This window comes from Mesorhizobium sp. M0601, from assembly GCF_040320845.1.
In the GTDB taxonomy this organism is placed as follows: Bacteria; Pseudomonadota; Alphaproteobacteria; order Rhizobiales; family Rhizobiaceae; genus Mesorhizobium.
The window spans coordinates 25916-38561 of the sequence record NZ_JAMYQK010000037.1 but is presented as its reverse complement, the minus strand read 5'-3'; the positions used below and the strand labels follow the sequence as shown (position 1 = coordinate 38561).

Below are 12646 nucleotides of genomic sequence, written 5' to 3'. Positions count from 1 at the left end.
ATGCATGTCCACGTCGTCGGCAATGCCTGCGTCGACACCATGTTTCGTGTCGGCCGCTTCCCTGCCCCGGGCGAGACCTTGAATGCCGTGAGCTACGCCGACGGTCTCGGCGGCAAGGGCGCCAACCAGGCGGTCGCAGCAGCACGGACTGGTGCAGAGATGACGTTCTGGACGGCGCTCGGCAAGGACCCCGCAGGCGCATGGATCAGGAGCCGCCTCGACAGCGAGCTGTCAGACCTTGAGGTGAGCGAATTCGAGCTGCCGAGCGACCGCTCGACCATCGTCGTCGATAAAGGCGGAGAGAATTTCATTGTCAGCGGCGTCGCCTGCAGCGAAGCTTTCGATCCGGTGGCGCAAACAGCACTTGTCCGCTGGATCGCCCCCGGCGACATCCTCGTGTGCCAGGGAAATTTGCGGACTGCCGTGACCAATGCCTGCCTCAGAGCAGCAAAGGAAAACGGTGCGCGCACCGTTCTCAACGCCAGCCCGATCGACACGGCCTCGCTGCCCGATCTCGGCCTGGCGGAGGTTCTGGTGGTCAACCAATCTGAGGCGAAAACCCTGACCGGCAGGGGTGACATCGCGGCGGCGGCCGATGCGCTGGTGGCCAAAAGCGCAGGCACCGTCGTCATCACTCTCGGCGCCGCAGGCTGTCTCCTGCTTGGCCCGGGCCATGAAGAGCCGCTTCGTTTGCCGGCGCCGCGAGTCGAAGCGCTCGACACCAGCGGCGCGGGCGATGTGTTCTGCGGCTGTCTGGCCGGTGGGCTTGCCCGGGGCATGCCGGTCATCTCGGCGCTGAAGCTGGCGCTCGCCGCCGCCGCAATCGCCGTGACACGGCCGGGCACGCTGGCATCCTGTCCTTCCGCCTCCGAGATGGCGGCGCTCATCGATCAAATGGAGCTCTCATGACCCAGCTCGGCCAATCTGGCGGCGACGCGCTCGTAGACCTTTTCGGCCGCACAAAGGTGGTGATCGGCGTCGTTCATCTGGCGCCGCTGCCCGGCGCGCCGCGCTATGACGGCGAGGCTATCGAGGCGATCTACCAGCGCGGGCTCGACGACGCCAAGGCCTATCTCGACGGCGGCTGCGACGGCGTCATCGTCGAGAACCATGGCGACATCCCCTTCGCCAAGCCTGATGATATCGGCCCGGAGACGGCGGCCTATATGGCCGTGGTTTCCGACCGCATCCGCCGCGAACTCGGCAGGCCGATCGGCATCAATGTGCTGGCCAATGGCGCGATCCCGGCCCTGGCGATCGCCAGCGCAGCCGGCGCCGGCTTCGTGCGAGTCAATCAATGGGCGAATGCCTACGTCGCCAATGAGGGCTTTGTCGAAGGCGAATCGGGCCGCGCGGCACGCTACCGCGCCAGGCTGCGCGCCAACGGCATCCGCATTTTCGCCGATGCCCATGTCAAGCACGGCGCACACGCCATCGTTGCCGACCGCCCGGTGGAGGAACTGGTCAAGGACCTGGTCTTCTTCGACGCCGACGCCATCATCGCCACTGGCCAGCGCACCGGCCACGCCGCGGATTTGGGCTACATAAGTATGATCAAGCAGGCCGCCGGCCTGCCGACGCTGGTCGGCAGCGGTGTCACGCCGGACAATGCCAAGGATATTCTCGCCATTGTCGACGGGGTCATCATCGCCAGCGCGCTGAAGCACGACGGCGTCTGGTGGAACCAAGTCGACTCTGCTCGAGTAAAGGCTTTCATGGGTGGTCTGAAGCGATAGCCGACTACCCTACCAGCCAAGGGCCTTACCTGACTCTATGTTCCCTTCACGATTCTCGGTTTAGTCGGTCGGCGGGATTGAGCCGCGCTCTCGAGGGCCAGGGCCAACCGCTTCTCGTCTTCGATGGCGCGATCGACTGCCTCAATTTCCTCTTGGAGCACCTTCAGCTCGGCTCCGTAGCTGGAGCCGTCGCTGTCCCCGATCTGAAAGCCACTTGCCCGCATTGCGTCGCGAGTATGGTGCACGTTACGGACTCCTTCGCGCCGCGTCGCGACCAAGATTTCCCTAAACTCTCCAAGACGTTCAACGTGATTGCGAGCCATTGCGTTCTCCTATTTCGTCGTCATCGTCGCCGACGGCGATTCAGAACGGCTAAAACTTACGGAGATACTCTCGACAAAGCATGAGTGCGGAAGCTCAAATTTGAATGTCTTGCAATAGCGTGAAGCGCAGCAGGCGGAAATTGGCTTCGACCCGATCGATCTCAGACCAAATGCCAGACACCTTCGGCCGAGCGCGTCTGCGGCTCCCCCAACGGGGCCATCCGCTCATGTAATCAGTAAAAAGTCGAGTGCGAGAATGACCCGGGCCATGGACGTCCCGCCATTCCTGGTCGAGTTTGACCTGCGGCGGAGGCAAGGCAGGCTTCGGCGCGTTGGTTGTGTAAAGCATCTCAAGCAACCGCTCTCCGTCGATCAGCTCCAGGTGCAGCTTTAACTTCGTCTCTCGGGCGTTCCTCGGTAGCGCTCGCGCTACTTTCGAGAACGAGAGGCGGTGGTGACAAATATCCCCTGCTCGGCACTCGCGAAGACCTTGCTCCTACGAAGTTTCGCACCTCTTTGACGGATTCCGCATCGGTCGTGATGTGGCGCTTTACTTGCACTGCCCGCTGGATGACGCAGTTGTCACGCAAAGGCAGGAAACGGCGTAACGAAGCGAACGCGAAATTTCAAACTGAGACACACTACCGGGATAGAACCGGGTAGACAGCAGCCGAAACGGAACGCAAGAACGGGTGCATAAGATGACGCGTCAGCACCTTTTTGTTAGCTAATGCTAATAACAGGCGTATAGTTGCATTAACATGTGGCCGAAGCGGCAATCGGAAAAGGGAATGCCGCGGCGCCAAGCCCCTGCCGCGGTCGTCCTTGCGGCCCTTTCGTCGCTAGGATTCTTGGTTCCCTCGAGCGCACATGATGCCCGTCCGGATGGGGCTATCCGCCGGCCTGCTGTCACGGCGACGCCGAACATGGCGAGTGTCAGCGAATCCCAAACGGCGCGGTTCATGTTCGTCCCGGTGGCTGGGTTGTGATCCTGAGGCCCGGGGGTCATCGGAAGATCACGCGGCAACAGCGATATTTCATCCCATATGGTGATGAGATTCCGTCGCAGGACGGCGACTATCATATATGCCTTCCATCCGACCCAAGAGCATGAGAACTGTTTTCTTGTCCCGCCGGACTCGATATGATCCGGGAGCCAGCGCGAGCTGCGGCTGAGATGCGGATAGCGCCGCGCCCCAGTGCCGCCCGACGGCTTCGATGATGCGTGTAAGCGAAAATCCAAATTTCCCGAATCTTGCGGATCTTCGCTGGGGTGCCGCCTCAGTTCGTACCAAACATGCGCGCCACCCCGCGAAACGTCGCCTCAGTCGAGGCTGGCCGGCGACGAGAACGGCCGATTGGCGTCCACCATGAAGATGGCCAGCTCATCAAGAGCGGTTGTGCCGGCGCTGAACACCTCCATCGGCATGTCGACCCCGTGTCCGACCATGGTCGTGCCCGCTTCGGCATAGCTCACTCTGTGGGGCGTTCTTTGGCCGAGCTTGCCGCCCAGGACATAGAAGGCCTCCGGTCCCGGATGTGTATGGATCGGCATCTTGGCACCGGGCGCTCCACCGGGCCGTTGACGCGCAGCAAATACTCGCTCGCACTGATCGGCGGAACGGGCCCGATCTCGACGACCTTGGTCCCGGCAGGAGTGGTGCCATCCTTCGATCCGAGCCTGAACAGCCAGGCCTTGCAAAATCATGGTTCTGATGCGTTGTCGCAGTAATGGAAGGTGGCGAGATAGCCGGGGAGTACACGCATGAACTCCTGTTGATGGGTCCAAGCTCTGCACTCCGCCATGGAGGTCATGGGTTTCACGTCGGGGAGCCTGATTAGCTCCCCCTGGTTGGTCAGAAGGATTGTGACAGCGATGGCGGTGAACATGGCCCGGTTATCCATCGACTTAAGGCTGGCGACACAATAACCGCCGGGGTTGGGACGGACGTCGTCTGAGGCAACCTTGTTGACATGGTCAGGACCACAGAATCTCGCGATGCGGGGATCCGGTTTTGCAGCCGTTTGCGTTGCCAAAAGAAGAGCGAGAGCGATGATGAGCTTGGTGCGATTCAATGTCGTCCTCCGTTTCATCCGGTGCTGCTGGGATCGCTTGGAGGCGAAGGCCGAATGGGCTAAACTAGGAAGCGCGCCAGGAAGGTGAAATGTCCCGAACGGCCCCTGAAATTGACCTGAAATCTGCTGAAACGATCACGTTTCGCGGTTTTGCCTTCCTGACGAAAAGTAAAGAACTCCGAACCGTCGAAGGCAAAGCGGTCAATCTTCGCAGCCAGTCCGCCGAGGTGCTCTCGGTGCTCGCGGCGCGACCGGGCGAAATCGTGTCCAAGGATGCGCTGATGCAGGCGGTTTGGCCCGAGACCTTCGTGACCGACGACAGCCTCACTCAATGCATTGCCGATATTCGCCGCGCATTGAGGGACGACGCGCACGTGATCGTGGAAACCCTCCCCAAGCGAGGCTACCGGCTGAATGCCAATCCGTCGGACGCGGCGGACGCAAACGCCGCAGCCGACACGGAACGTGCCAAGACACGATTCTCGCAGCGCGGCTTCATTCTTGCTGCAATCGTTCTCGTCCCGGCAGCGATCGGCGCATACTACGGCGCCGAAATATGGCGAGCCGCTCCAGTTCCTTCGAGCGACATGCCGAGGATTGCGATCCTTCCCTTCGACGACTTCAGTACCGGCGCGGATAAGGGATATCTCAGCGATGCCGTCGCCGAGGGGATCATCACCGAGCTTTCGCGGAGCAAGACTTATGCCGTCATCGCCCGAAACTCGAGCTTCAGGTACCGCGACCAGCCGGTCGACACCAGGAAGATCGGAGATGAACTCGGCGTCGACTACCTGCTCGAAGGCAGCCAGCAGAAGGTCGGAGACCGGCTGAAAGTGACCGCCCAGTTGCTGAATGCGCATGACGGATCGCCTGTCTGGGCCAACACCTACAACCGGGAGATTGGCAATTTTTTCGTCGTCCAGGAGGAAATCATCCGCACGCTTGCGGATCGGGTCGGGCAGAGAATCCAGCGCCCGCTGCCAAGGAGTGACGCCGCGCAGGTCAGCGCGCTCCGCTACTACCTGATGGGAAGGGCCGAGTTGATGGGAAGGGCCGAGATCAATTTCTCTGCCGCGGGGAACGATCTGCTAAGGCAGTTCAGCCTCAAGGCGATCGAAGCGGATCCGAACGCCCAGTTCGGCTATATCGGGATGGCCTGGTCCTATCGCAATGACGCGGTATTCTGGCACAAGCAGGAAAATAACCCCGACGAGGCGTTGAAGCGGGCCGCCGAATACGCCGACAAGGCTATTCTACTCGCTCCCGACGATTCCGAGGCGCATAACATCCGCGCCAGCATCCACACCGAAGCCGGCGAGATGGAGCAGGCCCTTGCCCGGTACGATCAGGCGATCGCCCTGAACCCCAGCGACTCGAATATCCTCGTCATGAGTGCAGGCGTGCTGCTGAACGTTGGCCGCACGGACGAAGCGATTGATCGGATCGAGCAGGCCAAGGGCATCGATCCCTTCCACCCTGACTGGTTCCACTGGCAGATGGGCTGGGCGCTCTACGAAAAGAACGATTGCGGGGCTGCGCTGACGGCGATGCGGAAAATGTCTAGAATCCCGAGCGGCGCACAGCGCATGCTTGCCGGGATCCACGCTTGTCTGGGAAACAAGCGGGAAGCAAAGGAAGCACTTGCGGTTTTCCTCAAAGACTCGCCCGGCGACTCCATCAGCAAACAACGCAGGCAATGGGAGAAAAACTACCTCGCCCCCGGGGCCCTCGATCGCTGGATCGGACACATGCGGTTCGCGGGGTTGCCGGAGTGAACGGCTGTCCGGTTGTGGCCCGGCAGAAGTCCGATTGGCCGCATAAAAACCGTTGAAGCCTTTGTGTTGTGGACGGTGGTTGCCCTCAAAGCAAGATCATCCTTCATAGGAATATTGGGTGCGGGAAAGTCGGCAATGGGGCCGACTTGCGCCATAGTGCGCTCGCACCCCAACTTCTGCGACGGGCCCGATGGCTGCCGTTCATCGGCGATGCCTCGAACTTCCGCAGATGGCGCATTTGGTCCTTATCGGCTGCCGCAGAGCCAATCGCTCTCGAGTGCAGGCACTCCAGTGGAGTCCAGACGTTGGATTGGACCCTCGACCTCTACAAAAGCTCACTGAGCTTCCAGTCGGGCTACGAAGCGATCGCTTCGGCGCGAAGTCGTCGTTCTCAATCGGGCGACGGAGGGATACATCGGCGAAGACGGCATAAGGGAGGATGGGCCAGACCGAGCCGACGGAAAGGTCGTAGCCATTGGAGCGCATAGCGCCTGGCCGGGAGGCCGCCGCCAGTCAGACTTACGCGGCGCGTCGTTGAGCGAGGTGGAGACCCGAACGGGCTCGACGAGGGTCCACGGCGGTCACAATGTTATGGTGGTGATCGCAGTAGACGCGATCCGGCGAAGTTGGCCCAGCACAAAAACGATAACCACCGGGTACTGACGAGTCTTCGCTCACCGGGAAGCGGCATTGATAGAGGCCTAGCTGAATGAGGGGGACATCTCTCGAAGTTAGTCTGATATTTTCAGGCATGATGGTTTCCTAGTTCGTAGCAATTGCCGGGTGACGGCCGCAGTGCGACCCGTCAGGGGCGAGCTTCTCTCGTTTGGGAGGCTATGGATCACCATATGGTGTTGGCAGCACCGTCAATGAAGCCCGACGCCCTGCTTCTGAAGCCAATAGTTTGCGACTTAAGGCCACACCCGCAAACGCATTGGCAATCTACCATCTTGTCCCCGAGGCACCCGCCCGCCGCGGTTTGCCGGCTAATTCGTGCCGTGTTCGCTGGAGGTATCACTCCTCTCTGAATCCTGCAGTGAGGCGTGGCGAAGTCCGAACTCGCCCCGTAGTTGCTTGACGTGGGCTTTCAGCCCGGCCTGACCCATGGTCGCCGGCCTTCGGCGGTGGCCCGGCGTGCTCTTGGACACGCTTCCACAGCCGTTCGCGCATCTCCTGGTTCAAGGTGATGAAAGCCGAACCGGCATGTTTTCCGGTACCGGGCTTCGCCAGCAAGGCGAATGCCGCCGTGCCCGGCTCGCGCTCGACGCCCAATAGTTCGTATTCCTGGACTGTGAAGCTCTTCGTCTTCAGCCAATTCGTCGTCGGGCCGCTTCGATACGGGCTGTCGGCGCGCTTCGAGACGATGCCCTCAAGGCCCGCTTGGTCGGCAACATACGCGGCGGTAAGTGCAAAGAGGCTCGCAATCCAAACACCACGCATCACACGCTCGGGCGGTCTGCGCATTGTAAACACCGAGAACGCGTTGGCTTAAGCGCAAATCCTAGGGAACATGCTAGAATGTGCGGCTCCGCTCAACTTGAGCAAATGTCCCCAACGACATCTAGGACGCGCTGATTTCCGCTTCTTGAAAGCTTGTTATCATGATAATTTTCAGTCTCCTCGCTTAAGAATATATAGACATGTCAGTCAAACCGGCGGGGGATGGGGAGGATAGGATGAAACTGTTATCGCTTGTTGTCGCAGCTACGTTTTCACTTGCTATGTCCGCTTGGGCCGAGGATCTACCAAGTAGCGCGAAGAAAGCATCGATGGAAGAATTTAAGACTTTTGCTGATGGGAAAAAGGTAAATGTAATTATATACGACGCTGGAGCCGCCATAACTGCCACTCTTGTCTGGAACTGGAAGAAAAAACAGATCATTGGTGAAGCTTTGGTGAACAACAAAACTAAGATAAAGGTCAAAGTTCCATTGACTTTAGACGGCGACAAGGCCTGTTCACAAGACCAAGGTAAACCAGTTTGTCATCTTATCTACATTGACAACGACAAATTTTACGAGGTACGCGACGACGGCAAAGTCCACGCGACTTCAACGTTGGTTCAATGAGACGGACCACGTCCGATGGTTTGGTCGGCGTTTGCACGGACCCGCAAATGCCGGCCCTATTCAGTACGCTTGTCAAGTCTTACGACACCTGCACACTCGCCTCCGACTCGAGAAAACTCACCGCTGCCTTTCGCACCTTGAAGCCTGCCGATGATATGGTTTTGCCTTGGCGCACCATCGTCATCGACGAAACTTAAATAGATGTCGAATGCCCCGTCGGCGGTGATTGTTCCGGCCAACGGCACCATCGCGGAAATTTCCGTTCCATCGATAAAGATTGTCGTTGACTGTTCAGTGTAATCGCAGGCGGAATTACCTGCGCGCCGCGTCAGTGCCCACGCGCCATCAAAAGCCTTTACCTTGACCGGAGCGCAGACACGTTCTGGCATATTCTTGATTGCGCGCAACACCTCTTTCGTCGGCTCCAGGCTGGCAAGCTTCAATCCCCGCTGCTCGGCAAAGGCTTGAAGAGCTTTCCGACTTCCCGGTCCCCATTTGCCGTCTGCCTGTCCGACAAGGCAGCCGACTCGCGTTAGCTCTGTTTGCGTTGCCTTTGTCAACGCGCGCGGATCAGCCAAAGCTTGCGTCACATCTAAATCAGGATGAGCTTCTGCAACCACCACGCCCGCGATGGAAATCGAGGGGGCTTTGCCACGATCTGTTGCTGCCTGTTCGATCTCGTCGATCTTCAAGCTGGCTAACGCCGCAAAGGCGCCGCTTGGATACTGTCTGAGATAGGCCTCAAAGAAGCGCTTGTCCGTTTTTTCCTTGATGGTCTCCCAATAGGCGACTTCTACGTCCCCTCCTTTCGCACCCGCCGTGACAGCGGTGTTTCCGGACAACGGTTGCAAAATGACGTCGCCCGTCAGCGAGGAGTTGTCCCATGGCACTTGCTTGCCGTCGGTTGCTTCAAGCACATCCCTACGGACGTTGATGAGGTCGCGGGAGATGTCCTGGCCAGGCGTACCAAGATTCTTCAGCAGCGCAGATGTGAACGGCGAGTTCCTTCCCTCGCCGTCCAGCGCAACGTTCCCGGGCTGCGTTGCAAAGGCTATGAGCGATCCAACGCCCGTGCCTAGCTTTGCCAAGCCCCGACCGACCGACCCTGATCGCGTACCCATCGAGCGCCCAAGGTTCTGTGAGAAAGGACTGTCCCGGCAAGCATCCAAAAATACCAGGTTGACCTTCGTGGTTCGCTCCATGGCCGACAAGACGAGGTCCATGGGCACGGCTTCGAAGTCGAGGTCGTTATATGTGGATAGCCGCGCATCAACGGGAGCCATGTAGTTGGTGCCGTTCACCTGGACGCCATGGCCGGCATAGAAGAGAAGCGCCATGTCGGCACCATCCAGCTTGCCGATGAAATCTCGAACCGTGCCGCGCATCCCGCTCAGATCGAGGTCCTCGCCTGCAACCACCTCAAAGCCCAACGCCTGCAGTTTTGCGGTCATATCCACCGCATCATTTTTTGGATTGGAAAGTGGAACCGCGTATCTATAGGCAGAATTACCGATGACCAGCGCGACGCGCCGTTCTGCCCACGCTTGGGCGCTCAGCGAAACTAGAAGAAGCGCAATGGCGAAGCGAAGCGCCATCATGGCTGTATATCCTTAGTCTCAGCTCATGCAGCGGATTCACCAGTCGATGGACAGGATAAAACCGGAGCAGTCTTGCGAGACTGAGCCCGGTGCTTCGCAGTGTCAAGTCCAGCGGATCTAGCGAAGGGCCCACCGCTAGCCCATAGTTCGTCAGCGGTCTATGCTGTGTAGATTCACGCCGATAGACACCGAAACGAATTGCACGCAGCTTGGCCGTCTTCACGCCGATCGGAATGGTTCAAAAAGGGCGCCTTCTCGCCTCGCTCGGATTCTTTTTCATTCTGGGCGCCTGCATTGCCACATTCTCTCCCTCAGGCGAGAAACTGCTGCGCGACGTCTTGATGACGACCATCTCGCCCTTCGTCGCGCCCCCGACAGACATCGTGATCGTAACGATCACAGAGCAGACATTGGAAAGGTTTCCCTATAGATCGCCGCTGGATCGGGGTGCCTTGGCCGACCTCGTGCAGAGAATCGATAAGGCTCATCCGAGAACAATAGGCATCGACTTGCTTTTCGATCAGCCAACCGAGGCGGAAAAGGATCGGCGCCTAGCTGAGGTTATCGAGGCGGCCGAAAGTCCGGTAATTGTCGCATCTGCATCACACGGGGACGACCTTACCGACAAGCAACTGTCGTATCTTAGTCGCTTCGCGCCAAGCGCCATCCGCGGACTGGCCGCCCTGTCTCATGATAGGGTCGACGGGGTTGTGCGGGAAGAATTTCCCGGGCGCGTGGTGAATGGCAACTGGCAACCTAGCTTTGCGTCAGCGCTTGCGCAGACCGCCGGCATATCGGCATCGCAAGCTGCGGAGAAGATGGTCTACTATCGGGCTACAGGCATTCATCCGGCACGATGGACAATATATCCGGCACACGCCGCCGCTTTCGCGCCCCCGGCCTGGTTCGCCGGGAAGTTCGTTTTGATCGGCGTTGACCTCCCGCTGCAGGATCGTCATGCAACCCCCTTTGCCGTGCTGAACGGCTCTGTTGCCGGAGCGCTGCCGGGTGTCGTTATTCATGCCAATGCGCTGGCGAGACTGATCAAGGGCGACAAAATCATTACGCCAGAGGCGGTGGCGGCGTTTGCGCCCTTCGTTCTCGCGACGGCGCTCTGCATCTGGGTCGCTTGGCTCCGCATATCAGTGTTGGTGAAACCTGTGGTCATCATCGGCGCAGTCGTTTTGGTTTTGATCTTAGAAGCAACCGCGTTTGCCAAGGCCGGAATTCTGTTACCTATGGTCGCGCCGTCGATGCTGCTGCTAGGGCTCTCCGGATTCGTCGCCATTCTGGCATGGCACCGGGACTCGAAAGAAAGGCGTTTCGTCCAGAACGCGTTCTCGCAGTATCTCAGCCCGGCAGTCGTGGCAGAGCTAGTCAGCAAGCCGGCGTCGCTGCGCCTCGGCGGATCCGAACGCTTGATAACGTGCGTGTTCACCGACCTTGAGGGATTCACCAGTTTGGGCGAACGGACGGAACCAGAGGTATTTGCTACGGTTCTGAATGAATACCTCGAGGCGGTTTGTGGTCTCTTCATTGAACATGGCGCCACGATAGACAAACTAATAGGCGATGCAGTCATTGGTTTTTTTGGTGCACCGGGTGTGCAGGAGGACCAAGCCGAAAGGGCGCTAAAACTAACGCTTGCTACCGTCGCGATGTCTCGAAGATTTCGGACAGATCTAAAGTCTAGAGGCCATGACGTTGGCGTCACTCGTATCGGCGTCCATCGAGGACCTGCAGTTGTCGGAAATTTTGGGGGCAATCGATTCTTCAACTACACGGCCATGGGCGATACGGTGAACACCGCTGCCAGGCTCGAAGGCGCGAACAAGTTTCTAGGTACCGTGAACTGCATCAGCGAGGAGGTGGCGAACTCTTCCGATGACTACCTGCTTCGGCCGTCCGGTGTGTTGTGTCTGAAAGGCAAGACTGAGTGGATCTCAGCCTTCGAGTTGCTGGAAGACGGGCGTATGAATCGCGAGATGGTGGAGGCTTACTCGCAAGCTTACTTGCTGATGTCCGCGCGCGACAAGACTGCCGCTGCTGCCTTTGCATCGCTGGCCATTCAATATCCCAACGATGGCCTCGTTGCTTATCACCTTGGGAGACTGAAGCAGGGTGAGGCTGGCGATAGGATCTATCTTGAAGGCAAGTAAAACAAGCGTATGGTTGAACGTGCGTCATGTATCGGCAACCCAAAATCATTTTCCTACTGGCTGCGGCCATCGCAGCAGTTGGTTCCTGCTCGAGCGCTCTTGCGGCCAGCGAGTATGTCGTTGTCGCTGTCGATCCTCCCGCGGACAGCCCTCAGCTCGGCAAACTGTTCAGACTGGGCGACCTCGTGCATATCGAGGGTGGATCGACTGTCACTTTGATGGGTGACGATGGCTCGGTCACTGCGTTGCCGGGACCTGCGGATATTGTGGTGACTGACGACGCATCGGATTCTGGATCAACGTCTAACGGGGCGGCAGGCGCTTCTTCGAGTTTGACTGCGATTTCGGATCTATTGGGGAATGCCGCTGGTCAGCTCCAAACCATAGGTGGATCTCGTGGCGTTTCCGACACGACGGCCGCCACCTTGGAACCTTGGATGGTGCCGGTCGAAAATGGTCTGACAGGCTGCGTTTATGACCTCAAACTGGAGCTTTGGCGCCCACCGGGGCACAGGGCGGATGTTTCGGTTGCCTATAATGAAGAGTCGCGGGCGACAAGCTTGGTCTGGGACAAGGATACCCCAATTTTGGCAATTCCCGGAAACGTGCCACCGGATCTTCGATCCGTTGGGTTGGTGATCGACGATAAGTCGTTTCGAATGCCTATCGTGCATTTGCCCACCGGCTTCAGCCCGTCGGATCATGTGGGACTGTATGCCTGGATGATAGGAAGCGGTTGTCTTCTTCAGGCATCCGCACTGATCCGGAACTTGGCTAACCGATAGACCACCAGGGGTGGTCACTTCACGGCGCACTGGAAGCGGTAGAGGCGCGCCTTCGCGTCAACCACCGCCATATCGAGGCAACTTCTCGATGGCGCGCTAAGGAAAGCGATCGCCTTGTGCCCAGC

General features: G+C 58.9%; 11 protein-coding genes. 6 read left to right on the top strand and 5 right to left on the bottom strand.

Annotation, left to right across the window (positions count from 1 at the left end):
* Window positions 1–909 carry a ribokinase gene (locus NKI41_RS25935; protein WP_352685650.1) on the top strand — a complete coding sequence of 303 codons (909 nt, stop codon included), beginning with the start codon at window positions 1–3 and terminating at the stop codon, window positions 907–909.
* Entirely contained in the window at window positions 906–1736 is an 831-nt protein-coding gene (locus NKI41_RS25930) for a BtpA/SgcQ family protein (protein WP_352685648.1), read from the top strand. Before NKI41_RS25935 ends, NKI41_RS25930 begins: the two co-directional genes overlap by 4 nt.
* A gap of 35 nt (window positions 1737–1771) precedes the next feature.
* On the opposite strand, the gene NKI41_RS25925 is transcribed toward NKI41_RS25930, so the two are convergent.
* The 3 genes from NKI41_RS25925 to NKI41_RS25915 form a co-directional block, all read right to left on the bottom strand.
* Complete coding sequence (locus NKI41_RS25925) at window positions 1772–2059, bottom strand: hypothetical protein (protein WP_023679221.1); 288 nt, start codon at window positions 2057–2059, stop codon at window positions 1772–1774.
* A 1324-nt stretch (window positions 2060–3383) separates the two neighbouring features.
* Window positions 3384–3614 (bottom strand): hypothetical protein, encoded by a 231-nt coding sequence (locus NKI41_RS25920; RefSeq protein WP_352685646.1) that lies wholly within the window; start codon window positions 3612–3614, stop codon window positions 3384–3386.
* Between the two features lie 149 nt (window positions 3615–3763).
* The gene (locus NKI41_RS25915) at window positions 3764–4135 is read right to left on the bottom strand and encodes a hypothetical protein (protein WP_352685644.1); all 372 of its coding nucleotides are present in this window, start codon (window positions 4133–4135) and stop codon (window positions 3764–3766) included.
* An 89-nt stretch (window positions 4136–4224) separates the two neighbouring features.
* Between NKI41_RS25915 and NKI41_RS25910 the strand changes: the two genes are divergently transcribed.
* Window positions 4225–5910 (top strand): winged helix-turn-helix domain-containing tetratricopeptide repeat protein, encoded by a 1686-nt coding sequence (locus NKI41_RS25910; RefSeq protein WP_352685642.1) that lies wholly within the window; start codon window positions 4225–4227, stop codon window positions 5908–5910.
* Window positions 5911–6924: 1014 nt separating this feature from the next.
* Here the strand turns inward: NKI41_RS25910 and NKI41_RS25900 are convergent.
* A complete protein-coding gene (locus tag NKI41_RS25900) occupies window positions 6925–7374 on the bottom strand; it encodes a hypothetical protein (RefSeq protein ID WP_352616194.1) in 450 nt (149 codons plus the stop codon).
* 212 nt (window positions 7375–7586) lie between these two features.
* On the opposite strand from NKI41_RS25900, the gene NKI41_RS25895 reads away from it, so the two are divergent.
* Complete coding sequence (locus tag NKI41_RS25895) at window positions 7587–7979, top strand: hypothetical protein (RefSeq protein ID WP_352616192.1); 393 nt, start codon at window positions 7587–7589, stop codon at window positions 7977–7979.
* A gap of 56 nt (window positions 7980–8035) precedes the next feature.
* On the opposite strand, the gene NKI41_RS25890 is transcribed toward NKI41_RS25895, so the two are convergent.
* Complete coding sequence (locus NKI41_RS25890; RefSeq protein WP_352685638.1) at window positions 8036–9577, bottom strand: caspase family protein; 1542 nt, start codon at window positions 9575–9577, stop codon at window positions 8036–8038.
* Between the two features lie 209 nt (window positions 9578–9786).
* On the opposite strand from NKI41_RS25890, the gene NKI41_RS25885 reads away from it, so the two are divergent.
* Both NKI41_RS25885 and NKI41_RS25880 read left to right on the top strand, forming a co-directional pair.
* Entirely contained in the window at window positions 9787–11736 is a 1950-nt protein-coding gene (locus tag NKI41_RS25885; RefSeq protein WP_352685636.1) for a CHASE2 domain-containing protein, read from the top strand.
* A gap of 26 nt (window positions 11737–11762) precedes the next feature.
* The gene (locus NKI41_RS25880; RefSeq protein WP_352685634.1) at window positions 11763–12521 is read left to right on the top strand and encodes a hypothetical protein; all 759 of its coding nucleotides are present in this window, start codon (window positions 11763–11765) and stop codon (window positions 12519–12521) included.
* Window positions 12522–12646 lie beyond the last annotated feature (125 nt).

Bases quoted from the DNA above. Each gene is read 5' to 3' on its own strand.
- NKI41_RS25935 (WP_352685650.1), top strand. From the start codon at position 1: ATGCATGTCCACGTCGTCGGCAATGCCTGCGTCGACACCATGTTTCGT.
- NKI41_RS25930 (WP_352685648.1), top strand. From the start codon at position 906: ATGACCCAGCTCGGCCAATCTGGCGGCGACGCGCTCGTAGACCTTTTC.
- NKI41_RS25925 (WP_023679221.1), bottom strand. From the start codon at position 2,059: ATGGCTCGCAATCACGTTGAACGTCTTGGAGAGTTTAGGGAAATCTTG.
- NKI41_RS25920 (WP_352685646.1), bottom strand. From the start codon at position 3,614: ATGCCGATCCATACACATCCGGGACCGGAGGCCTTCTATGTCCTGGGC.
- NKI41_RS25910 (WP_352685642.1), top strand. From the start codon at position 4,225: ATGTCCCGAACGGCCCCTGAAATTGACCTGAAATCTGCTGAAACGATC.
- NKI41_RS25900 (WP_352616194.1), bottom strand. From the start codon at position 7,374: ATGCGCAGACCGCCCGAGCGTGTGATGCGTGGTGTTTGGATTGCGAGC.
- NKI41_RS25895 (WP_352616192.1), top strand. From the start codon at position 7,587: ATGAAACTGTTATCGCTTGTTGTCGCAGCTACGTTTTCACTTGCTATG.
- NKI41_RS25890 (WP_352685638.1), bottom strand. From the start codon at position 9,577: ATGATGGCGCTTCGCTTCGCCATTGCGCTTCTTCTAGTTTCGCTGAGC.
- NKI41_RS25880 (WP_352685634.1), top strand. From the start codon at position 11,763: ATGTATCGGCAACCCAAAATCATTTTCCTACTGGCTGCGGCCATCGCA.